Below are 23,134 nucleotides of genomic sequence, written 5' to 3'. Positions count from 1 at the left end.
GGAAGTCCTGCAATGTCCCGCCTGCCAGACCTCGTCATCACCAATGCCCGCACGCGCGGCCGCGAGATCGTCGACATTGCGATCACCGATGGCGTGATCACCGCGATCGGCAACCGGGTCGATCCCGGTGCACAGGCCTTTGTCGATGCCAAGGGCGGCCTGGTGACGCCGGCCTTTGTCAATCCGCACCTGCACCTCTGCAAGGTCTGGACCCTGCCGATGATGTCGGAGGCGGCGCTCGAGGCCTATCAGGGAGGCGGCATGAGCGAGGCGGCGAAGGCGGTCGATCTCGCCGCAGCGGTGAAGAGCAACTACGACGCGTCCTGGATCGTCCCGAACGCACGGCGCGCGGTGGCGCTCGCCGCGCTCCACGGCAACCTCCACATCCGCGCCTTCGCCGACGTCGACACCAAGGCCCGGCTGGAGGGCGTCAAGGCGCTGCTCGCGATCCGCGAGGAGTTTCGCGGCATCGTGGATATCCAGGTCGTGGCATTCCCGCAGGACGGCCTGTTTCGCGAGCCCGGCGCAGAGGGCCTGATGCGCAAGGCGATGGTGCTCGGGGCCGACGTCGTCGGCGGGATTCCCTGGATCGAAGCCGACGAAGAGGACATGCGCCGCCATGTCGCGTTCTGCTTCGACCTCGCGGCCGAGCACGGCGCCGAAACCTCGATGCTGCTGGACGACGTCGGCGACGCCAACATGCGCACGCTCGACATGATGGCGCGCGCGGTGATCGCGCGCGGCGTCGAGGGCCGGGCGCTCGCCCATCATTGCCGGGCGATGGCGCTCTATCCCGAGAACTATCTCCGCGAGCTGAAGGTGCTGCTCGGAAAGGCCCGTGTCAGCGTCGTCAGCAATCCGCACAACGGCCCGCTGCACGCGCGGGTGAAGGAATTGCTCGGTGCCGGCATCAATGTCTGCCTCGGCCAGGACGACATTTCGGACGCCTATTATCCGCTCGGGCGCAACAACATGCTGGAGGTGGCGTTCCTCGCCTCGCATCTGTTGTGGATGACGAAGAAAAGCGAGTTCGAGACGCTCTACGACATGATCACCACGCGCGCGGCGACGGCGATCAACCTCGAGCGCTATGGCCTCGGGCTCGGCTGCGCAGCCAATCTGGTCGTGCTCGAACAGGCCGACGTCACCGAGGCGCTGCGCTTCCACAGCCCGCCCAGCATCGTGATCAGCCATGGCCGCGTCGTCGATACCGACCGCATGCGCGAGCTGGCGCAGACCGCGATCGGCGATTGAACCGCGCCGCTCAGAGCTCGATCACGCCGCGGCGCGCGGCATGCGCCACCGCATCGGTGCGGCCGGTGGCATCCAGCTTGTCGAGCAGCGAGCCGACATGGAATTTCACGGTGTGCACGGAGATGCCGAGCTGACGCGCGATCATCTTGTTGGAGGCGCCCTCGGCCATCAGCGCCAGCACGTCGAGCTCGCGCTGCGTCAGTGCGATGTCCTCGGGCATGCTGCGCGGATCGCGGGCGACGATCGTCGCGGCGGCCTGCTCGCCGGGCGAGGCAAGGCGCAGCCCGGCGACATTGCCGAGCAGCGCCGCCAGGCGATCGGCGAGGGCGGGATCGTCGATCTCCAGGGACAGCACGATCTCCGGCAGCTTCTCCTCGCTCACGCCTCCGGCCTCTCGCCGACCGTGACCTTGAAGCTGATCGGCTCGCCGCCGCGGCGCACCGCGACATCGACCACAGCGCCGACGCTCGCAGGTCCCAGCGTTCGCGACAGCGCGCGCACGCCGGAGAGCTTCTGGTCGTTGACCGCCACGATCACATCGCCCTGGCGGATGCCGGCCGCCGCCGAAGGTCCGGCCTTGTCGACATTCATCACCATGGCGCCGATGCCGTCCTCGAGCCGCACCGGCTGGAGTCCGAGCCCGAGATATCCGCGCGCGATGCGGCCGCGCGCCTCGAGTTGCGGCGCGATGCGCTCGATCGTCGCCGTCGGGATCACCAGCACGCGCCTTGGTCCGAGCACGGCCATCCCAAAGGCTTCACCGGTCGCATCAAGCGCAAGGCCGCCTTCCTGGCCGGGACGCAGGCGAACGTCGAGCTCGATCCGTGCATCGATGTCGCCCCCGCGCAGGGAGCGCCAGCTCTTGCCGGACGCCGATACCATCCCGAGCGCGGCGCTCGGCGTATCACGGTTGGTGGCCACGACAACCGACAACGCGCCGAGGGGCGGGACCGTCGCGGCGAGCTTGACCGGCGCGACGCCGGCCTTAGTGCGCAGCAGCGCGATGTCGGTGGTGTGGTCGCGGCCGGCGATCGTGGCGGCCACCCGGCTGCCGTCGGGGAGGCCGATCTCGACCTCGCCCTCCTCGGCCAACGCCTCGTCGGCGGTGACGATCAGGCCGGGCTTCCAGACGAAGCCGGTTGCGCGGGAGCGATGCGAGTGCACGGAGACTACGGAGGGCGCGGTGCGCGCCACGACATCCGCGAGCGCGGACGACAGTGAGGACAGAGGAGTTGGGGCGGTCATGGCGGTCTCCTGTAAGTTGTCCCCAATCTGGGATGTCGCGCGCGGTAGCGAAACTGGCCGGGTGGCCAGGACAGTGGCGGCGCCGGCCGACGAACATGTGATTGGGAGCCGTTCACGGGAACGTGTAGCAATCGATCGACATTGCGCCGTACGGCCTTAGACGTTTCCAGCGAGCCCCGACCGATGACCATTGATCTCACCCGCCGCACCCTGCTCCAACTTGCCGGCGCCACCTCGCTCGCGATGGCGGCCGCGGCTGCCGCACGCGCCGAGGGGACTGCGCAAGGCGGCGGGCCGACCTATGCCAGCCGCACGCCGATACGGGTCGGCATGGTGACGCTCCGGGTCAAGAATCTCGACACGGTTGCCGACTACTACCGCGACGTGATCGGGCTGACCGTCATGGAGCGCTCCGCCAGCGCTGCGAAGCTCGGTACGGCCGGCATCACGCTGCTCGTGCTCGAGGCGCGTCCCGATGCGGCGATCGAGCCGCGCAATGCCGCAGGCCTCTACCACACCGCCTTCCTGATGCCGACCCGCAAGGATCTCGCGCGCTGGCTGGTGCACGCCGCCTCGCATCGCGTGCCGCTGTCGGGCTTTGCCGACCATCTCGTCAGCGAATCCGTCTATCTCGACGACCCCGAAGGTAACGGCATCGAGGTCTATGCCGACCGTGAGCCCTCGCAATGGCAGTGGAGCGAGGGCAGCGTGAAGATGGCGACCGACGAGCTCAACATCCCCGACCTGCTGTCGCTGACCAATACGCGCGTTCCCGACTATGCCAAGGCGCCGGACGGAATGCGCGTCGGCCACATGCATCTGCGCGTCGGCGATCTCGCGCAGGCCGAGAACTTCTACCACGGCACCGTCGGCCTCGACCCGACCCGCAAGCGCAACGGCGCGGCGTTCCTGTCGTCGGGCCGCTATCACCATCACCTCGGCATGAACGTCTGGCAGAGCCAGGGCGCGGGCCTGCGCGACGATTCCACGACCGGTCTCGCCTGGTTTTCGCTGGTGATGGCGAAGCAGGAGCTGCTCGCCGCTCAGGAAGAGCGCCTGCGCAAGAGCGGTGTGAAGGTCACGGCGCTTGCCGACGGTTTGGAGGCGGTCGATCCCTGGGGCACGCGGGTGCGCTTGCTCAAGGTTTGATCGCCGGGGCGGGCATTGGTAATACCCGTCGGGTGCCAGCTTCCGGAGCCCCCGACATGTCCGAATTCCACGGCGTCTTCCCCTACCTCGTCTCCCCCGTCGATGCCGACGGCACGGTGCGGACGAGCGTGCTCGCAAAGCTCTGCGACGACCTGATCGGTGCCGGCGTGCATGGTCTGACGCCGCTCGGCTCGACCGGCGAGTTCGCCTATCTCAATGCCGCCCAGCGCACGGCGGTCGTGCAGACCACGATCGAAGCCGCGAAGGGCCGCGTGCCCGTGGTGGCCGGCGTCGCCTCCACCTCGACCGCGGATGCGGTGACGCAGGCACGGACGTATCAGAAGCTTGGCGCCGACGGCATTTTGGCGATCCTGGAGGCGTATTTCCCGCTCGCCGATACCCAGGTCGAATCCTATTTCCGCGCCATCGCGGACGCCGTGGACATTCCCGTCGTCATCTACACCAATCCGCAATTCCAGCGCTCCGACCTCACCCTCGAAATCATCGCGCGCCTCGCCGAGCATCCGCGCATTGGCTACATCAAGGACGCCTCGACCAACACCGGCCGGCTGCTCTCGATCATGAACCGCTGCGGCGATCGCCTGCGCGTGTTCTCGGCCTCCGCCCACATTCCGGCCGCGGTGATGCTGATCGGCGGGCTCGGCTGGATGGCGGGACCTGCCTGCATCATCCCGCGCCAGAGCGTCGCGCTCTACGACCTCTGCCGGGCGGGCCGCTGGGACGAGGCCATGGCGCTCCAGCGCAGGCTGTGGCGGATCAACGAAGCCTTCGCCCGCTTCAACCTCGCCGCCTGCATCAAGGCCGGCCTTTCGATCCAGGGCTACGACGTCGGCGATCCCATCCCGCCGCAGGCCGTGCTGACGGCCGATGCGCGCAAGGTGGTGGAGACAGCGCTCCGGGAGCTGGCGTAGCCGTCATTCCGGGGCGATGCGCAGTGCGTAGGGTGGGCAAAGCGAAGCGTGCCCACCATCTTGATCGCGTTCGTTGAGCGACCGTGGGCACGGCGCAAGTGCGCCTTTGCCCACCCTACGGAATCGCAGATTTGCGGGACCGCATGCCGAAATCGTGGATATCCCGCCCAAAACCGCGGCTGGTATGCCCCCGGTCGATCCGCTAAAAGGCTGCCCGCAGTTTCGAAAAGACCTCGAGGACCCCACGGAATGAACATTCTTCCCGGCAATTTGCGTTTCGGAGCGGGCCAGCCCGTCAAGCGTTTGGAAGACCAGCGGCTGCTGACCGGGAAGGGGCAATTCATCGACGACAAGCCGCAGGACGGCGCGCTGTGGTTGCACGTGCTGCGCTCGCCGCATGCGCACGCGAAGATCGTCTCGATCGACACCAGCGCCGCGGCCGGGATGCCCGGCGTCACCGCGGTCTACACCGGTGCGGATCTCGTCAAGGACGATATCGGCAGCATCCCGACGCTGAGCATCTTCAAGCGCCCCGACGGCAAGCCGATGACGGTGCCGCCGCGCCGGCTGCTCGCCCATGAGGTCGTGCGTTACACCGGCGAGGCTGTGGCGGCGGTGGTGGCGGCCTCCCGCGCGGAGGCGCAAAGCGCAGCCGAAGCGATCGTGGTCGAATATGACGTGCAGCCCGCGGTGGTCGACCCGGTCGAGGCGGTGAAGCCCGGCGCGCCTGTGGTGTGGCCGGAGGCGCCCGACAACATCGTCGGCGCGATGGCTTACGGCGATGCCGCCAAGGTGGACGAGGCCTTCGCCAAGGCCGCGCATACGGTCGAACTCGACATCATCAGCCAGCGCCTCGTGCCCTCCGCGATGGAGCCGCGCTCGACCATCGCCGAGATCGACAAGAAGACCGGACGTCTCCTCCTGCACGTGCAATCGCAGACGCCGGCCTCGACCCGCGACGTGCTGGCGGAAGCCGTGCTCAAGCGCCCCAAGGACAGCGTCCGCGTGCTGGTCGGCGACATCGGGGGCGGCTTTGGCCAGAAGACCAACCTCTATCCCGAGGACGGCATCGTCGCCTACGCCGCGACCAAGCTGAACAGGAAGATCCGCTGGCGCGGCGACCGCACCGACGAGTTCGTCGGCGGCACCCACGGCCGCGACCTCACCTCGACCGCGTCCTTCGCGCTGGACGAGAAGGGCAAGGTGTTGGCCTATCGGGTCAAGTCGATCGGCTGCACCGGCGCCTATTCTTCGGGGGCCGCCAACATCATTCCGCTGGTGCTCGGGCCGTTCGTGCAGACCGGCGTCTACGATCTGCCGCTGGTGCATTTCGAGGTGAAGTCGGTGATGACCCACACCGCGCCGGTCGGTGCCTATCGCGGTGCGGGCCGGCCCGAGGCCGTCTTCATCGTCGAGCGCCTGTTCGACGCCGCCGCGCGAAAAATCGGCATGGATCCGCGCGCGATCCGCAAGGCCAACTACATCAAGCCGGCGCAGCTGCCCTACACCAATGCTGCGGGCCAGGTTTACGATTCCGGTGCCTTCGCCCACATGCTCGACCGTGCCGTGAAGCTCGCCGACTGGGACGGCTTTGCCGCGCGCAAGAAGGCGGCGAAGAAGAAGGGCCTGCTCTATGGCCGCGGGCTCACGTCGTACATCGAATGGACCGGCGGCCGCGCCCATACCGAGAAGGTCAGCCTGCACGCGACCTCGCAGGGCCGCGTCGTCCTGCATTCCGGCACCATGGCGATGGGGCAGGGGCTTCAGACAACCTACACCCAGATGATCGCCGACACGCTCGGCATTGCCATGGACAAGATCGATGTCGTCCAGGGCGACACCGATCTGGCGATGGGCTTTGGCAGCGTCGGCTCGCGCTCGCTGTTCGTCGGCGGAACGGCCGTGGCCGTCTCGTCGAATGACCTGATCCAGAAGGCGCGCGAGAAGGCGGCGAACGTGCTGGAGACCTCGGTCGAGGACATCGAATATCAGGGCGGCATGCTCACCGTGGTCGGCACCGACCGCCGCATCAGCCTGTTCGATCTTGCCGAGAAGGAGAGCGGCGCAAAACTCAGCGTCGATTCGGAAGGCGAGGTTGACGGTCCGAGCTGGCCGAACGGCACGCATATCTGCGAGGTCGAGATCGACCCCGAAACCGGCGTCTCCCGCGTCGTGCGCTACACCACCGTTGACGACGTCGGCGTTGCCGTGAACCCTATGCTGGTGACCGGCCAGATCCATGGCGGCGTCGCGCAAGGCATCGGCCAGGCGCTCTATGAGGGCGTCTCCTACGATGCCGACGGCCAGCTCCTGACCGCGAGCTATCAGGACTACTGCATCCCGCGCGCCGGCGACGTGCCGCCGATCGAGGTGACACTGGACGATTCCGCGCCCTGCCGCACCAACCCGCTCGGCGCCAAGGGCTGCGGCGAATCCGGCGCCATCGGCGGCCCGCCCTGCGTCACCAACGGCGTGATGGATGCGCTCGCCGAGCTCGGCATCACCCAGCTCAACACGCCCCTGACGCCGCAGAAGATCTGGCAGGCGATCAGGGATGCGAAGGTGGGGGCATAGCCCGCGCTGTTGCGGCAATCTTAGCTGTCGTCCCGGCGAAGGCCGGGACCCATAACCACCGAGCCTGGTTTGGCGAAGATCGGTGGTTACCAGCTTCGCACGCCAACTTCGTCACGGCGTATGGGTCCCGGCCTTCGCCGGGACGACACCGAATGCGTTGCGCGAGCTTTGCCTTCAAATCCCCAGCATCATCTTCGCGATGATGTCGCGCTGGATCTCGGACGTGCCGCCGAAGATCGTGTAGGCCCGGCCGTTGAGATATTCCGGCACCACCGTCAGCATGTCCTCGGGTATCGCCGGCTCGTGGTTGAGCTTGTAGAGCGGGCGCATCGGCTCGACGGCGAGGGCGTCGTGGCCGATCACGTCGGCGCCCAGCCGTGTCACGGCCTGGCGGATCTCGCTGTTGCGCAGCTTCAGGATCGACGACACCGCGCCGGGATTCTGTCCGGTCTGGAGCGCCGAGAGCACGCGCAGCTCGGTCATCTCCAGCGCGTCGATGTCGACCTCGACCTCCGAAATGCGCGTCGCGATGTCAGGACTGTCGATCGCGCGGCCGGTCAGGTCCGACTCGGCAAGGTCCGCGATCGCCTTCAGCCCTTCGCGCAGCTTGGCGGAGGCGATGCCCGAGCCGCGCTCGAATTCGAGCAGGTACTTGCCGTAGGTCCAGCCCTTGCCTTCCTCGCCGACCCGATTGGCCATGGGCACGCGCACGTCGTCAAAGAACACCTGGTTGACCTCGTGGTCGCCGCCGATGGTGAGGATCGGGCGCGTCGTGATGCCCGGCGTCTTCATGTCGATCAGGATGAAGCTGATGCCGTCCTGCTGCCGCGGCCCGTCGCTGGTGCGCACCAGCGCGAACATGCGGTTGGCGTGGTGGGCATGCGTGGTCCAGATCTTGGTGCCGTTGATGATGTAGTGGTCGCCGTCGCGCACCGCGCGCGTCTTCAGCGAAGACAGGTCGGAGCCGGAGCCCGGCTCGGAGTAGCCCTGGCACCAATAATCCTCGCCGGAGAGAATTCGCGGCAAATAGAAGTTCTTCTGCTCAGGGCTGCCGAAGCCGATGATGACGGGCCCGACCATCTTTACGCCCATGACATTCACATTGGGCACGCCGGCGCGTGCGGATTCGGTCTCGAAAATCCAGCGCTGCGCCGGCGTCCAGTCCGGCCCGCCAAATTCGACCGGCCAGCCCGGTGCGCCCCAGCCCTGCCTGTGCAGCGCGCGCTGCCAGGCCATGCCGATATCAGGATCGGAGAATACCGAGGGCGTCAGCGCGGTCGCGCGCTTCATCTCCTCGGTGAGATTTTTGGCGATGAAGCCGCGCACCTCGTCCTGGAAGGCGCGCTCCTCGGCATTGAACGACAGGTCCATGATGCGCTCCTTTCGGTTCAGGCCGATACGCCGGTGCGGCCAAGCCGGGCGTGGCGGGCATAGTGGTGCGCGCTGCCGCCGAACAGCGTGTCGAAGGCGACCAGCCGCTTGAAATAGGCGCCGACTTCGAGCTCCTCGGTGACGCCCATGCCGCCGTGAAGCTGGATCGATTGCTCGCCGACGAAGCGCGCACATTTGCCGATCTTCGCCTTTGCACCCGACGCGGCCCGCGCGCGCTCGATCGGCGTGCTCTCTGCCTTCAGCGCGGCGCGCAGCGCCATCGAGCGCGCCTCGTCCACCTGCATCGCCATGTCGGCGAGGCGGTGGCGGATCACCTGGTTGGCGGACAGCGGCCGGCCGAACTGCTTCCGGATCTTGGTGTATTCCAGCGTCGTCTCCAGCAGCATCTGCATGATGCCGACGGCTTCCGCGCCGAGCGCGGCCATGGCGCGGTCGACGGCCCATTCGATTGCGGGCAGCGCATCCTTGCCGTCGCCGAGCAGGGCATCCTCCGGAAGATGCACGTCGGGCAGCTCGATATTGCAGGCGCGCCCGCCGCCGAGGCGCGGATAGTCGGAGATCGAGAGGCCCGGCGCCGTTGCCGGCACCAGGAACAGGCCGATCCGCCCCGATGGCCCCCGATGATCGTGAATATGCGCGGAGACGATGATCTCGTCGGCGGCATGGCCGTCGAGCACGGCGATCTTGCTGCCGGCAAGACGCCAGCCCTGCGCGGTCTTGTTGGCTGCGGTCGCAACTTTGGCGAGATCGAACCGCGCTGCGCGTTCGGAATGCGCAAGCGCCAGCTTGAACGACCCGTCCGCGATCTTCGGCAGGCTCGCCTGCTTCTGCGCCGTGCTGCCGCATCTGTCGATCAGCGCGGCTCCGAGCACGACCGTCGCGACATAAGGCTCCGACACCAGCCCGCGGCCGAAGGCTTCCATCAAGATGCCGATGTCGACCGCACCACCGCCGAGCCCATCAAACTGCTCCGGGATCGGCAACGCCAACCAGCCGAGCTCGGCAAACTGCGTCCATACCGCCGGGCTGAAGCCGAGCGGATCGTTCGCCATCTTGCGGCGATGATCGGCATCGTAGCTCTCGGCCACGAAGCGTTCCGCGCTTTCGCGCAGCAGCCGTTGCTCGTCGCTCAGATTGAGGTCCATCGCGTCTACTCCGCGGCCGCCGGCGGCTTGCGCACGGAGGGATGCAGGCCCGATGGATCGACGATCATGCCGAACTCCTGAAGGTTATGGGCGTGACAGAGCTGATGCAGGGCAAAGGCCTGGTCGATTGCAGCCGGCTGGCCCATCACATCGACCGAACGATTGACCGCCTCCTTGGTCAGCTTCAGCGCGAAGGACGGCTTTGATGCGATCCGGCGCGCCAGCTCCAGCACGCGCGATGACAACTCCGCGCGTGGCACGACCTGATTGACCATGCCGAGCTGATGCGCCTCCTGCGCGCTCCAGCTGTCGGCCGTGAACAGGAATTCCTTGGCCTTGCGCGGCCCGAGCTCCCAAGGATGCACGAACCATTCGACGCCGCAGACGCCCATGGCGACCACGGGATCGCAGAACTGCGCATCGTCGCTGGCGACGATGAGGTCGCAGGCCCAGGCCAGCATCAAGCCGCCGGCGATGCACTTGCCGTGCACCTCGGCGATAACAGGCTTTGCCAGATTGCGCCAACGGCGCGTGATCTGGAGATATATTTCCTGCTCGCGCGCGAAGCGGCCGTGCGCGTTGGCTTCGGCGAAGCCGCCCCAATTTCCGATCGGCGGAAAATCGACGCCCGCTTCATTCTTGCCGCCCGGGCGCAAATCATGGCCCGAGGAGAAATGCGGCCCGTTGCCGGCAAGGATGATCACCTTGACCGCGTCGTCCTGCACCGCGGCATCGAAGGCAGCGTTGAGGTCGTAGGTCATTTGCAGGTTCTGCGCGTTGCGCGCATCGGGCCGGTTCATGACGACCCGGGCAATCGCCGGCTCCGGCCGCTCCACGAGGATGGTCTCGAACGAGGACATCGCGTTCCCCCTGGCGTTTCCGTTTGGTCTTATTGTTTCGTTGAGTTGACTATGTTGGCCGGTGATAGGCAAGGGGCTTGCGTCAATCGGCTGACGATGGGGCGCGCATATGCTTGTTGCAGTCATTCCGGGGCGCGAAGCGAACCCGGAATCTCGAGATTCTTCGATGCTCCGGGCCGCGCTTGCGCGGTCCCGTCGCATCGCCCGGGAATGACGAGAAGAAATCTCGACACTCGCCAGGGCCCTTCTGATAGTTTGCGCCGGATTCCACCGGGAGAAATTTTGATGCGCAAGATCCTGACCGTGCTGGCGGCGCTGGCCTCGCTCAGCCTCACCAATTGTGGCTACAACGCGATCCAGAGCGAGGACGAGCAGATCAAGGCCAACTGGTCCGAGGTCGTGAACCAGTATCAGCGCCGCGCCGATCTCGTGCCCAACCTCGTCAACTCGGTGAAGGGCTTTGCCCAGCAGGAGAAGGACGTGCTGCTCGGCGTGACCAATGCCCGCGCCAAGGTCGGCAGCATCCAGGCAACGCCGGAGGTGCTGAACGACCCCGCGGCCTTCCAGAAGTTCCAGGCCGCCCAGGGCGAACTCTCCAGCGCGCTGTCGCGCCTCCTGGTCGTCACCGAGAACTACCCGCAGCTCAAGTCGGATGCGCTGTTCAAGGACCTAATGTCCCAGCTCGAGGGCACCGAGAACCGCATCACGGTGGCGCGCAACCGCTACATCAAGGCGGTGCAGGAGTACAACGTCACCATCCGCTCGTTCCCGACCAACCTCACCGCGATGACGTTCGGCTACAAGGAGAAGCCGAACTTCTCGGTCGAGAACGAGAAGGAGATCTCGACCGCGCCGAAGGTCGATTTCAATCCTGCGCCCGCGCCATCGAAGTAAGTGCGTTCGCCTCTCATGCGCGCCACGCCCACCACTGTCATTCCCCGCGGAAGCGGGAAATCCAGTACGCCGCGGCCTTTCCGTATCTCGCTGCCGTCTCTGGAATACTGGATCGCCCGGTCAAGCCGGGCGATGACACTGAGTGTGTGGTTCGTATTCGCACTCCTCCTCACCTCAGCGTTTCCCGCCTTCGCCGACGTCGCGGTGCCGCAGCTGACCGGCCGCGTGGTCGACCAGACCGGCACGCTCTCCAGCGGCGACATTGCTGCGCTCACGCAAAAACTGCGCAACTTCGAGACGCGCAAAGGCAGCCAGGTCGCCGTCCTGATCGTGCCGTCCACGCAGCCGGAAACGATCGAGCAGTTCTCGATCCGGGTTGCGGAGGCCTGGAAGATCGGCCGCAAGAAGGTCGACGATGGCGCAATCCTCGTCGTTGCTAAGAACGACCGGCATTTGCGCATCGAGGTCGGTTACGGCCTCGAAGGCGCGCTTACCGACGTCACCTCGCGGCGGATCATCGACGAGATCATCACACCGAAATTCAGAACGGGCGATTTCAGCGGCGGCATCTCGGATGGCGTCGATCGCATGATCCGCGTCATCGACGGCGAGCCGCTGCCGGTTCCCTCGCCCAGCGTGAATTTCGGCAATCTGGACGATATCGGGCCGCTCTTCTTCGTGACGGTGTTCGCCTCGATCGGGGTCGGCGGGTTCTTCCGGGCCATGCTGGGGCGGCTGCTCGGATCATTGGCGACCGGGGGCATCATCGCAGCATTGACCTGGCTCATTCTCGGTTCTTTCGGGCTTGCCATGGTGCTCGGCGTCGCCGGCTTCATCATCGGATTCATCGCCGATGTGGTTTCCGCGATGGGACCAAGTACGGGGTCGTCGCGTCGGGGCTCGTGGTCGAGCGGATCCTCGGGAGGCGGCTGGAGCAGCGGCTCGTCGTCCAGCGACAGCGGCAGCTTCAGCGGCGGTGGTGGCAGTTTTGGCGGCGGCGGCGCCTCGGGGAGCTGGTAGCGGTCATGAGCATCAAGCGCATTGCCAGACATCTGGTGCAGCATCATTGGCGGGCAAAGCGGATTTTTCCGCCAAAGGTGCTCACCCGCATCGAGCAGGCGATCAAGCAGGGTGAGACCACCCATTCCGGCCAGGTCCGCTTCGTCGTCGAAGGCGCGCTCGACGGCGGCCCCCTGTTCCGCAACCAGCCGGCGCGCGAGCGCGCGCTCGACGTGTTCTCGCATTTGCGCATCTGGGACACCGCGCACAACAACGGCGTCCTCATCTATCTCCTGCTCGCCGATCGCGACGTCGAGATCATCGCCGACCGCGGCATCGACGCGAAGGTGGGGGCGGTGGGCTGGGAGACCATCTGCCGCGCCATGGAGGCGGAGTTCAGGTCCGGCCAGTTCGAGCACGGCGTGATCGAAGGCATCGCAGCCGTGTCGCGCGAGCTGGCAAAGCATTTTCCTCCGCAGGGCCCGCATCGCAACGAGCTGCCGGATGCACCTGTGACGATGTGAGCGCCTGTCAGTAATCCGCACGCCGTCATTGCGAGCGTAGCGTAGCAATCCAGAGTCTTTCCGCGGTGGCAGTCTGGATTGCTTCGCTACGCTCGCAATGACGAGGTCGAGATTGCGCGCCCAACTCTCTCACCGTCACCCCCGCGCAACCGCGAAGCGGTTGCCGCTGGAGGCGGCCGCCTCTTCAGCTGTCCTCGAAGGGCGGCGGCCCGACCGTTGCCCTGCCGTTCATCTTCCCCCGGTTACAAATTGTTTCACGCCCGCCACACCGGTTCCACTTTCCCGGCCAAATTCGGCCCCTGATGACTTCCTAAAATTTCGGTAAGCGGGTCCGAAGGTAAGGATTTCGCAAGCAATGAAAGTTACCAAAAGGTCAATCCAGCGTGGAGTATTTGAGCCGTGAGCGAACCAATGGCTGATCAGGCTGCCCAAGAGACCGGCGAACAGACGAGCGTCGAAGCCGCCGCGACCGCGCCGCAGGCCGTCGAGGCTGCCGGGATCGAGGCCCCTTCGATTGCCCCCGACCATGAGACGCCGCCCAAAGCCGATCCAGTCAAGGTCGAGCCGCCCAGGATCGAAGCCTCGAGGATCGAGGTGCCGAAGTTCAGCGCCACGCCGCAGGCTGAATCCAGGCCCGAGCCGAAGCCCGGCAAGCTCATCGTCATGCCCCCCTCGGACCGCGCCTGGGACCGCGAGGATTTCGCCCCGCATGTGAAGGCGGACGAGCCGCGCGAGGCCGGCGGCAAGCGCCGCCTGTCGGCGATGGCCGCGGTGGTGGCGATTGCCGCCAGCGTCGGCGCGATCAGCGGCGCGCTCGCGACCGCCGGCATGATGCACTTTGCAGCTCCGGTTCCGGCGCCGGCGCAGGTCGCCGACACCAGCGCGCTCGATGCCTCCGTCGCGCGGATCGATGCCGACCTCGTCGCGCTCAAGGCGAATGTCGAGCACACCTCCAAGACCGGTCTCAACCAGTTCAACCGGGCCAACGACCGTCTCGACAAGCTCGAGAAGGCGCAGGCCGAGCCGATGGCCAGGATCGCAAAACTGTCCGAGACCGTGGACAAGCTCCGTGCCACGCCGCCCGCAGCCCCCGCGCAGGCTGCCGCCACACCCGCCAGGGAGACCACCGGCTCGATCGCGCCGACCCAGGTTGCGACCGCTGCCGCCGCACCGGCTCCGGTGCCCGCCGCGCCCAAGACCGAGGTCGGCCGGCTCCCGACGATCGAGGGCTGGGTCCTGCGCGACGTCGCCAATGGCGGCGCGCTGATCGAGGGCAGGGGCGGCCTTTACGAGGTTTATGCCGGCGATCCCATTCCCGGCGTTGGCCGCGTCGATGCGATCCGCCGCCAGGACGGCCGCTGGGTGGTTGTCACCAGCAAGGGCCTGATCGTCGCGCGCTAAGCTGTCGGAATTCGACTTTCGAAGAGGCGCTTCACCACCATGTGAAGCGCCTTTTTGCTTGAATAGGGGTCCTTGCGCGGTGTTACTGAAGGCATGAGCCGCGTGTTGCGAATTCTCCTTGCTGTCGTCGTGCTTCTTGGAGGCGCCATGTCGCTATCGGCAGCGGAGAATGCACAGCTGGCGCGCGGCACGGCGATCACCGATCCCGATGTCCTGCGCAGGCTCGACCAGAACGATGCGCTCACGATCTCGCGCCTGCTATGGCCGGAGCGCAACGCGAACTTTCCGCTCACGAACGATTTGCTGTTCTCGTTGCTGCCGCAGCTTGCGCCAATTCCGCCGGCAATCGACGCGGAGTTCGATCGCTACATCGCGGGACACAAGGCGGCATGGCCGAGCGAGACCATCGGCGTCGGCGAAGGCTTTGACGTGCAGCTGTTCGATCGGGCCGCGCTGAAATCCCCCAACACGCGTTTCGTGCTGGCCGGCATCGTCAACCGCATGGACCGCGCCTATGTGGCGGAGGATTCCTGCGGCGAGATCCGCCTGATCTATCGGCTCACCCGTTTCGACGCCGGACCGGACGGGAGCAAGACGGCGACGCGCCTGCCGATGACGTTCAACCTGGTGCTGAAGGCGCGCGATGCCCGCCAGATCGCCTCGGACGGCAAGCCGGTCACCTGCGCCGAGGTCGCGCGGCGCTGGCTCGACAATGGCGACTGGCAGGGGCTGATCGGCGGCGGCTTCTATCCTTACGATGCCATGCTCGATCGCATCGAGACCAACATCCAGGTTTCGATCGCGCCGAAATCGGCGCTGCACGACTTCCGCTCGGACTATTTGCTCAAGGTGTTCAAGTACGACGCCGCGACGAAGATGTTCGAGGAATCGACGCTGGAGAACCAGATCGATCGCGACCGGATCTTTGCGGACAATGATCTCCGGCGCGACTTCAAGGAGTGGCTGCTCGCGCCCGACCATCTGCGCGAGTTCGATCGCGGCACGGTGCTGATCCCCGAGAAGTTTTTGGCCAAGGCCGCGGTGGTGCCGACACCGGCCGGCCTCGATGCCTCCGCGTTGCAGCCGGAGTTCGGCATGATGCAAGGCGAGGGCAAGGACAATCCCGTCTTCACGGACAGCGATGTGGTTAGCGCGTTGAAGCAGGCGACCGCGCGCGCTGACATGCAGAACATCCGCTCGGTCGCGGGCTTCCAGCGCCGTCTCAACGACGTCACTTGCGCCGGCTGTCACCAGACCCGCGGCATCGGCGGCTTCCATTTTCCGGGCGTGGATTGGCTGGCGGACAAGCCGTCCAATGCCACCATCGTGCCGGCCTCGCCGCATTTCCTTGGCGACCAGCTTCGCCGCCGCGACATCCTGACCGCCTTCGCGGCCGGACAGCGGCCTGATTTCTCACGCGGATTCGCCAGCCGGCCGCAGACCCGCGGCAGCCTGGAACTGGCCGGCACCGAATATCAGGACGGCTGGGGAGCGCATTGTTCCTTGCAAGATGCGGGATCGGGAACGCTTGACAAGAGTTTTACGTCATGGAGCTGTGCCAAAGGTCTGACCTGTCAGGCCGCCGCGGCCTCGCGCCGCATCGGCATGTGCTTCATCAAGACGCGCTAGCGCGTCCTAGCCCACCGCCCCGTTTGACCGCAGCTGCTTGATCGCTGCCTCGTCGTATCCCGCTCCGCGCAAGATCTCGTCACTGTGCTCGCCGACGCCGGGCGGCTTGCGCGGCTGCACCTTCTTGGCGCCGTCGACCCAGATCGGGCTGGAGATCGTAAGCATGGTGTCGTTCTCGAACGGCACCAGCACCTCGTTGTCGAGCATCTGCTTGTCGTTCGGGATGTCGTCGAGAATGCCGACGATGCCGAACACGAGGCCGTTTCCGTCGAGGATCTTGCGCCATTCGGCAAGGTCCTTGGTGGCGAAAGTCTCGTCGAAAATCTTGATCAGCTCGACCGAGCGGGCGTGGCGGTCGGGTTTGGTGGCAAAACGTGGATCGGTGATCAGGTCTTCGCGGCCAAGGCACTTGGCCAGCGTCGGAAACTGCTTCTCCTCGCTCAGCAGCGACAGGATCAGCCAGCGGCCGTCCTTGCATTGGTAGTGGTTGGCGACCGCATTCAGCGCGCGCTCGCGCGGGCGCCGCTCGCCGAACTTGGCGCCGCAGAGTTTTGCCTGCGCCAGCACGCTCGCCGCCCACACCCCGTTCGCCATCAGGTTGGAAGCGACATGCGAGCCCTTGCCGGTCTTCTCGCGCTGATAGAGCGCGGTGACGATCGCGCCGTACAACGCCATGGCGCAGGGGTGGTCGCCCATGCCGGCGACGGAGCGGGCCGGCGTCGTATCGGTATCGGCGCGGACGAGGTCCATCAGGCCGGAGCGCGCCCAATAGGCGTTGCTGTCGAAGCCGGGCTTGTTGGCTTCCTCGCCCTTCTCGCCATAGCCGGTGAACGAGGCGTAGATCAGCCGGTCGTTGAGATGGGCGAGGTGGTCATAGGTGATGCCGAGCTTGGTGCGCACCGGCGGCGGCATGTTGGTGATGAAGACGTCGGTCTCTTCGACCAGCTTGTAGAGCACCGCCTGCGCCTCCGGCTTGGAGAGATCGAGCGCGAGGCTCTTCTTGTTGCGGGCCTCCAGCAGCCAGGCGAAATTGTGCTCGCCGGTCGGGTAGCCCGGCAGGTTGGGCAGGTTGCGGTAGGGGTCGCCGGCGCCGGGCGGCTCGATCTTGATGACGTCGGCACCGAAATCCGACAGCACGGTCGCGGCCGCGGGCGCTGCGATGAAGCTCGCGCAGTCCAGAACCTTCAGCCCCGCAAAAATGCCCTTGTCCATCGCGGCGTTGCTCCCTCGCTCTTGTTGTTTCCCGCGCGCTGGAATTGGCGCGGGCCGGATCAAGGCTGCATTAGACCGATGTTTCGGCGGGATGCAACGCTCCTTCCGGGACTCACTCCTCCCCAGCCAGCAGGGCAGCATTGCCGCCGGCCGCAGCCGTGTTGATCGTCACGGTCTGCTCGGTGGCAAAGCGCGCGAGGTAGTGCGGGCCGCCGGCCTTCGGGCCGGTTCCGGACAGGCCGTTGCCGCCGAACGGCTGCACGCCGACCACGGCGCCGATCATGTTGCGGTTGACGTAGATGTTGCCGACCTGGACGCGGTCGATGATCGCCTCGATGCTGTCGTCGATGCGGGAGTGGACGCCGAGCGTGAGCCCGTAGCCGGTGCGCTCGATCGCCTGCAACACGCGTTCGAGGTTCTCGGGCCGATAGCGCACGACATGCAGGATCGGGCCGAACACTTCCTCGGTGAGCTGGCCGGCCTCCGTGAGCTCGAAGATGTGCGGCGCGACGAAGCAGCCCTCCGGCGCGGGACCGGCAAAGTGCAGCTGCGCCTCCGTCTTCATCCGCGCGATATGCGCATCGAGGCGCTGCTTGGCCTCGACGTCGATCACCGGCCCGACATGGGTTGCGACGTCGCTGGGGTCGCCGATCTTCAGTTCGCGTGCCGCGCCCGCGATCATCTCGATCATGCGGTCGGCGACGTCCTCCTGCACGAACAGCAGCCGCAGCGCCGAGCAGCGCTGGCCGGCGGAACGAAACGCCGAAGTCACGACGTCGTCGGCGACCTGCTCCGGCAGCGCGGTGGCATCTGCGATCATGGCGTTGATGCCGCCGGTCTCCGCGATCAGCGGCACGATTGGTCCGTCCTTGGCCGCGAGCGTCCGGTTGATGCTGCGGGCGACCTCGGTCGAGCCGGTGAAGACGACGCCGGCGATATCGGGATGCGCGGTCAGCGCGGCGCCGATGCGGCCGTCGCCGGTGACGAGATGCAGCGCGCTCTCGGGGATGCCGGCCTCGTGCAGCAGGGCTACGGCCTCGCGCGCGATGCGCGGCGTCTGCTCGGCGGGTTTTGCGACAACGCTGTTGCCGGCCATCAGCGCCGCCGTGACTTGGCCGAGGAAGATCGCCAGCGGGAAATTCCACGGCGAGATCGCCACGAAGACGCCGCGGCTACGCATGGCGAGCGCATTGCTCTCGCCGGTCGGGCCTGGCATCGCCGTCTCGCTGCCGAACAGCTTGCGGCCCTGCGCGGCATAGTAGCGGCAGAAGTCGGCGGCCTCGCGCAGCTCCGAGAGCGCATCGTCGAGCGTCTTGCCGCCCTCGCGCTGCAATAGCGCGATGAAATGGGCGCTACGGCTCTCCAACAGGTGCGCGGCCTGCTCCAGCGCCGCCGCGCGTGTGCCCGCGGGCGTCCGGCTCCAGCCGGCGAAACCCGCGCGCGCTGCGGCCACCGCTGCATTGGCCTGGTCCGGCGTTGCATCGGCGATCGGCTTGAGGTCGGCTGTTTCGGCCTTGACGTCGGCCAGCAATTGGTCGAGCGCGGTGCGCGCGCCGAATTCGACGCCGCGCGAATTGCGCCGTTCCGGCGCGAACAGATCGCAGGGGAGCGGAATCCTGGGATGGGCCGCCGCCTGCGGCCGGACGATCGCATCCGCCGGACGCTGCAACAGCGCCGGGACCGGGACGCGGTAATCGGCCGCCTGCGCCACGAAGGAGGAGTTGGCACCGTTCTCCAGCAGTCGCCGCACCAGATAGGCGAGCAGGTCGCGATGGCTGCCGACCGGGGCGTAGGTGCGGTAGGCGATGTCTGCGTGATCCTTGGCGAGCTGCTCGTAGAGCGCCTCGCCCATGCCGTGCAGGCGCTGGAATTCGAAGCCGCTGCTGCCCTCGGCCATCTCCAGCACGGTCGCGACCGTCAGCGCGTTGTGGGTGGCGAATTGCGGGAAGATGCGTGGCCGCAGGGCCAGCAGCTTCGAGGCGCAGGCGACGTAGTTCAGATCCGTCATCGCCTTGCGCGTGAACACGGGATAGCCGTCGAGCCCGCGCTCCTGCGCGCGCTTGATCTCGGTGTCCCAATAGGCGCCCTTGACCAGCCGCACCATCAGCTTGCGGTCATGCGCGCGGGCGAGCGCGTCGACATAGTCGATCACCGCGCTGGCGCGCTTCTGATAGGCCTGGATCGCGAGCCCAAAACCGTCCCAGCCCTTGAGCGAGGGATTGGCCAGCGTTGCCGCGATCACGTCGAGCGACAATTCCAGCCGGTCCGCTTCTTCGGCATCGACGGTGAAGTTGAGATCATGCGCCTTGGCGCGCTGCGCCAGATCGAGCAGCTGCGGCACCAGCTCGACCATCACGCGCGCGCGGCTGATCGCCTCGAAGCGCGGATGCAGCGCCGAGAGCTTGACGGAGATGCCGGGCCGGTCGGGCAGGGCATGGTTGCCGGCCGCCTTGCCGATCGTCTCGATCGCGCTGGCATAGGCGTCGAAATAACGCCTGGCGTCCGCCGCGGTGCGCGCGCCTTCGCCGAGCATGTCGAAGGAGTAGCGCGTCTTCTGGCCAGAGCGCGGCTTACCCCGCTCCAGCGCCTGCTCGATGGTCTCACCCAGCACGAAATGATTGCCCATCAGCCGCATCGCCTGGCGCGTGGCGGTGCGCACCGCCGGCGCGCCGAGCCGCTTCACCAGCCGGCCGATGGTGCCGTCGGGCGTCTCGCCAGGCTGGATCACACGCGCCGACAGGCCGAGCGCCCAGGCCGAGGCGTTGACCAGGAAGGCGGTGGACTTGGTCTCGTGATGGATGAAGTCGCCCTCGCCGAGCTTGTCCTCGATGAACTGGTCGGCGGTGCGCGCGTCCGGCACGCGCAACAGCGCCTCCGCCAGCACCATCAGTGCGAGGCCTTCCTTGGTCGAGAGCGCGAACTCCCGCAGCATGTCCTCGACCCCGCCGAGCCGGTCGTCGCGCTTGCGGATCGCCTCGATCAGCCGTGTCGCGGTGCGGTCGATCCGCGCCTCCTGCGGCGGGCTGAGATGCGACGCCGGCAACAGGCGCGCGGCGATCTCGGCATCATCGGGCGCGTAGGGGGCGGTGAAGGGGGGCGGGATGTTCGGCATGGCGTGTCCTGTGGCTCAAATCCAGGATAAGGCCCGCGTTACCGGAGTTCGATAGACAAGTTAGCCGATTTGCCTTAGAAAATGAAGATAGATGCCACTATAGCCAGATAAAATATGGAACTTGATCGATTAGACCGGAGAATCCTCTCGATTTTGCAGGAGGATGGGCGAATCGCCAATGTCGAGCTCGCCGAACGCATCGGCTTGTCGCCGACATCGATCGGCGAGCGGTTGAAGCGCTTGCAGCGCGAGGGTTTTGTCGAAGGCTACGGCGCGCGACTCAATCCGCACCGGCTCGGCCTCGGGCTTCTGGTGTTCGTCGAGGTGCTGCTCGACAAGACCACGCCGGACAATTTCGAGCGCTTTGCGCGCGCGGTGAAACTCGCGCCTGAAGTCCTGGAGTGTCACATGGTTGCCGGCGGCTTCGACTATCTTGTGAAGGCGAGGCTTGCGGACATGACGGCGTATCGGCGTTTCCTCGGCGAGACCCTGCTGTCGATGCCGGGCGTGCGCGAGACGCGGACCTACGCGGTGATGGAGGAGATCAAGCGCGACGCACCGTTGCCGGTGGGCTAGGGAAGTGCCGTCGCGATTGTCATTGCCGTGGCGTTGAATGAGCGGTCTTCGCGGGAAAAATAGCTATCCCTGTGCAGTCGCAACGCCCGTCGTCGAATGCACTGGCCGTCTTCTGAAATTTTCTTGGCCTCGCTCCCGGATTTGATCCGGGAGGCAGCTAAACGCTGGCGGGCTTATACTTTGAGGTTTTCTGCGGAGGTCTTGCCCCGGTTTGCGATCTCTTCGTATTCAACCGTCTGTCCCTCGTTGAGGGTCGACAGACCGGCTTTCTGCACTGCCGAGATATGCACGAACACATCCTTGCCACCCGACGCAGGCTGGATAAATCCATAACCCTTCGTCGGGTTGAACCACTTGACCGTACCTTTAGCCATCACGACTTCTCCGCGGGTCTTCCTCCGAGATCTCGAACCGCCAGTCCCCGCCAACCGGCCGGTTCGGTCTTAACAGGATACGCGGATTGTGGCAGGCTTGGTAGCTCAAACCACATCAGCCTTTTGCCGAATTCCGCTCAACTTCGCGGCGTTTTTGCCGGTTTTGCCCGTTTCGCGGTCAATTGGCCCGCACTCCGTCAATACGTCGCGGCTAGGTAATCGACGATCTTGCCGACATCCGCATCGTCGATCGGCGCGCCATAGACCTTGATCATCTTGGTCACCTCGGCCTGCCAGAAGCCCTTCTTGTCCTTCATTGGCGGCTGCGTGTTGATGTAGTCGGCCGAGTGGCAGGCGCTGCAATTGCCTTGCACGACCTCGAGATTGGGGCCGGGCTTGAAGGCGGCGACCTCGTCCAGCAGCTGGTAATTGACGGGCGCCGCAGTCGCGGCAGTGATGCCGGCGGCGAGAGCGAGCGAGATGGCGAGGAGAACGGTGCGCTGCATGATCATGCTCCCTCAGGCCACGCTGACGCGGACGGTTTCGACGACGTTGCGCAAATAACCCGCCGGGTTCCAGCGCGGCGTGTCCGGCTGGGTCTCGCCGCCATTGCCGGTGGCGCGAACCTTGAGCTCGTAGGAGCCTGCCGCGAGCTTCACCGGCAGCTTCCATTCGCGGAACGAGTATTTGCCGAGATCCTTGCCGAGCTTCACGCTCGTCCAGGTCTTGCCGCCGTCGGTGGAGACCGCGACGTCCTTGATGCCCTTGCCGCCGTCGAAGGCGATGCCGCGCAGTGTCGTAGCTCCCGCCTTCAGCTTGGCGCCGTCAGGCACGCTGGTGATGAAGGAGCGGATGGTGAAGCGGTTGATCGGGATCGTCGCCTTCGGCGTGGTGCCGGGCTCGATTGCATTATTCGGGGTATCAGGAATGCGATAGGCCGACTTCATCCAGAAGCCGTCATAGACATTGTCGATGACGGTGATCTCGTTGAGGTGCTTGACCCAGTAGGTGCCGTAATAGCCGGGCACGATCAGGCGCAGCGGGAAGCCGTTGAGGAACGGCAGGTCCTCGCCGTTCATGCCGTAGGCCAGCATCACCTCGCCGTCGCTGGCGTGATCGATGTCGAGCGCCTTGACGAAGTCAGGCGTCTTGTCGCTGGCCGGGCCGTCCATGCCGTTGAACGTGACCTGCTTGGCGCCGGCCTGCACGCCGGCCATATCGAGCACGGTCTTCAGCGGCACGCCGCGCCAGCGTGCATTCCCCATCGCGCCGTTGGCGAGCTGGCCGCCGGCGACACGCGGCTCGAAGAAGCCGCGGCTGTTGCCGGAGCACTGGTTGACGGCGACGATCTCGGTCGCCTTCATTTTGCGGATGTCCTTGAGCGACAGCTTGAGCGGCTTGTCGACCTTGCCCTTGATCTCGAGCGTGAACTTGTCGGGGTCGAGATTGTAGGGCAGGTCCGAGAGATGATAGCGCACGAAGAATGCGTTGTTCGGCGTGATCGGGCCGTCGTTGAACACCGCGAACGGGGTCTCGAGTTGCGGCGGCCGGCTGGTCAGGCCGATCATCGGCCGCTTCTGCGGATATTTCACCAGCGGCCGTTCGCCGTTGGCGAAGGGCAGGGTGACGGTGTCCAGCGACAGCGCTTTGGTTGAATTCAGTGTGGCCGCCATGGCGGCAAGCCCCGCTCCCTTGAGCAGGTCGCGTCGATCGAACATCTGGTCCCCTCCCGGAGCTTTTCGTTGGCTCGCGGTCATCACCGCGATCCTGCATTCATCTGTCGCAACGATGCCGATGAAGTCAATTCGTGCTTTCGCAGCAGGCCCATGCCGCTGCGTTGCAGCAAGCCGGTGTTGCGTTCG

Annotated in this window: 20 protein-coding genes; 10 read left to right on the top strand and 10 right to left on the bottom strand. The window is 66.1% G+C overall.

Annotated elements, in window-relative coordinates:
• Positions 1-12: 12 nt before the first annotated feature.
• Positions 13-1,254, top strand: coding sequence for an amidohydrolase family protein (locus tag ACVWW6_RS41750; protein WP_456682834.1), 1,242 nt, complete (start codon positions 13-15; stop codon positions 1,252-1,254).
• 10 nt (positions 1,255-1,264) lie between these two features.
• Here ACVWW6_RS41750 and ACVWW6_RS41745 read toward each other — a convergent pair whose 3' ends face one another.
• Complete coding sequence (locus tag ACVWW6_RS41745; protein ID WP_456682833.1) at positions 1,265-1,636, bottom strand: response regulator transcription factor; 372 nt, start codon at positions 1,634-1,636, stop codon at positions 1,265-1,267.
• Positions 1,633-2,499, bottom strand: coding sequence for a S1C family serine protease (locus ACVWW6_RS41740; protein WP_456682832.1), 867 nt, complete (start codon positions 2,497-2,499; stop codon positions 1,633-1,635). Before ACVWW6_RS41740 ends, ACVWW6_RS41745 begins: the two co-directional genes overlap by 4 nt.
• Positions 2,500-2,682: 183 nt before the next feature.
• On the opposite strand from ACVWW6_RS41740, the gene ACVWW6_RS41735 reads away from it, so the two are divergent.
• From ACVWW6_RS41735 to ACVWW6_RS41725, 3 genes are all read left to right on the top strand, one after another.
• Positions 2,683-3,648, top strand: coding sequence for a VOC family protein (locus ACVWW6_RS41735; RefSeq protein ID WP_456682831.1), 966 nt, complete (start codon positions 2,683-2,685; stop codon positions 3,646-3,648).
• 56 nt (positions 3,649-3,704) lie between these two features.
• Entirely contained in the window at positions 3,705-4,580 is an 876-nt protein-coding gene (locus ACVWW6_RS41730; RefSeq protein ID WP_404523923.1) for a dihydrodipicolinate synthase family protein, read from the top strand.
• Between the two features lie 249 nt (positions 4,581-4,829).
• A complete protein-coding gene (locus tag ACVWW6_RS41725; protein WP_456682830.1) occupies positions 4,830-7,154 on the top strand; it encodes a xanthine dehydrogenase family protein molybdopterin-binding subunit in 2,325 nt (774 codons plus the stop codon).
• Between the two features lie 174 nt (positions 7,155-7,328).
• Here the strand turns inward: ACVWW6_RS41725 and ACVWW6_RS41720 are convergent, their stop codons facing one another.
• From ACVWW6_RS41720 to ACVWW6_RS41710, 3 genes are read right to left on the bottom strand one after another with little or no spacing between them, the layout of a single operon-like run.
• Positions 7,329-8,525 carry an acyl-CoA dehydrogenase family protein gene (locus tag ACVWW6_RS41720; protein WP_028172925.1) on the bottom strand — a complete coding sequence of 399 codons (1,197 nt, stop codon included), beginning with the start codon at positions 8,523-8,525 and terminating at the stop codon, positions 7,329-7,331.
• A gap of 17 nt (positions 8,526-8,542) precedes the next feature.
• Entirely contained in the window at positions 8,543-9,691 is a 1,149-nt protein-coding gene (locus tag ACVWW6_RS41715) for an acyl-CoA dehydrogenase family protein (protein WP_456682829.1), read from the bottom strand.
• A gap of 5 nt (positions 9,692-9,696) precedes the next feature.
• Positions 9,697-10,551, bottom strand: coding sequence for an enoyl-CoA hydratase (locus tag ACVWW6_RS41710; RefSeq protein ID WP_456682828.1), 855 nt, complete (start codon positions 10,549-10,551; stop codon positions 9,697-9,699).
• A 285-nt stretch (positions 10,552-10,836) separates the two neighbouring features.
• Here ACVWW6_RS41710 and ACVWW6_RS41705 point away from each other — a divergent pair, with 285 nt between their 5' ends.
• The 5 genes from ACVWW6_RS41705 (at position 10,837) to ACVWW6_RS41685 (ending at position 15,998) form a co-directional block, all read left to right on the top strand.
• Positions 10,837-11,445, top strand: a complete 609-nt coding sequence (locus ACVWW6_RS41705) for a LemA family protein (protein WP_011090002.1) — start codon at positions 10,837-10,839, stop codon at positions 11,443-11,445.
• A gap of 132 nt (positions 11,446-11,577) precedes the next feature.
• A complete protein-coding gene (locus ACVWW6_RS41700) occupies positions 11,578-12,465 on the top strand; it encodes a TPM domain-containing protein (RefSeq protein ID WP_456682827.1) in 888 nt (295 codons plus the stop codon).
• 5 nt (positions 12,466-12,470) lie between these two features.
• Positions 12,471-12,968, top strand: a complete 498-nt coding sequence (locus ACVWW6_RS41695; RefSeq protein ID WP_456682826.1) for a TPM domain-containing protein — start codon at positions 12,471-12,473, stop codon at positions 12,966-12,968.
• 411 nt (positions 12,969-13,379) lie between these two features.
• On the top strand, positions 13,380-14,369 hold the full coding sequence (locus ACVWW6_RS41690; RefSeq protein WP_456682825.1) for a hypothetical protein: 990 nt from the start codon (positions 13,380-13,382) through the stop codon (positions 14,367-14,369).
• Positions 14,370-14,462: 93 nt separating this feature from the next.
• On the top strand, positions 14,463-15,998 hold the full coding sequence (locus tag ACVWW6_RS41685) for a hypothetical protein (RefSeq protein ID WP_456682824.1): 1,536 nt from the start codon (positions 14,463-14,465) through the stop codon (positions 15,996-15,998).
• Positions 15,999-16,004: 6 nt separating this feature from the next.
• On the opposite strand, the gene ACVWW6_RS41680 is transcribed toward ACVWW6_RS41685, so the two are convergent.
• Together ACVWW6_RS41680 and putA are read right to left on the bottom strand one after the other, a co-directional pair.
• Positions 16,005-17,210 (bottom strand): CaiB/BaiF CoA transferase family protein, encoded by a 1,206-nt coding sequence (locus ACVWW6_RS41680; protein ID WP_456682823.1) that lies wholly within the window; start codon positions 17,208-17,210, stop codon positions 16,005-16,007.
• Between the two features lie 112 nt (positions 17,211-17,322).
• Complete coding sequence (gene putA / locus ACVWW6_RS41675; protein ID WP_456682822.1) at positions 17,323-20,322, bottom strand: bifunctional proline dehydrogenase/L-glutamate gamma-semialdehyde dehydrogenase PutA; 3,000 nt, start codon at positions 20,320-20,322, stop codon at positions 17,323-17,325.
• Between the two features lie 114 nt (positions 20,323-20,436).
• On the opposite strand from putA, the gene ACVWW6_RS41670 reads away from it, so the two are divergent.
• Positions 20,437-20,898: an Lrp/AsnC ligand binding domain-containing protein gene (locus ACVWW6_RS41670; protein WP_011089995.1), complete on the top strand. Its 462-nt coding sequence runs from the start codon at positions 20,437-20,439 to the stop codon at positions 20,896-20,898.
• Between the two features lie 173 nt (positions 20,899-21,071).
• On the opposite strand, the gene ACVWW6_RS41665 is transcribed toward ACVWW6_RS41670, so the two are convergent.
• From ACVWW6_RS41665 to sorA, 3 genes are all read right to left on the bottom strand, one after another.
• Positions 21,072-21,272: a cold-shock protein gene (locus tag ACVWW6_RS41665; RefSeq protein WP_008563500.1), complete on the bottom strand. Its 201-nt coding sequence runs from the start codon at positions 21,270-21,272 to the stop codon at positions 21,072-21,074.
• Between the two features lie 197 nt (positions 21,273-21,469).
• Entirely contained in the window at positions 21,470-21,778 is a 309-nt protein-coding gene (gene sorB, locus ACVWW6_RS41660) for a SorB family sulfite dehydrogenase c-type cytochrome subunit (protein ID WP_456682821.1), read from the bottom strand.
• Between the two features lie 12 nt (positions 21,779-21,790).
• Entirely contained in the window at positions 21,791-22,990 is a 1,200-nt protein-coding gene (gene sorA, locus ACVWW6_RS41655) for a SorA family sulfite dehydrogenase catalytic subunit (protein WP_456682820.1), read from the bottom strand.
• Positions 22,991-23,134: the final 144 nt, after the last annotated feature.

It is taken from the genome of Bradyrhizobium sp. USDA 3311, from assembly GCF_054062495.1.
The sequence above is the reverse complement of the archived record's forward strand: the minus strand, read 5'-3'. Positions and strand labels throughout refer to the sequence as shown.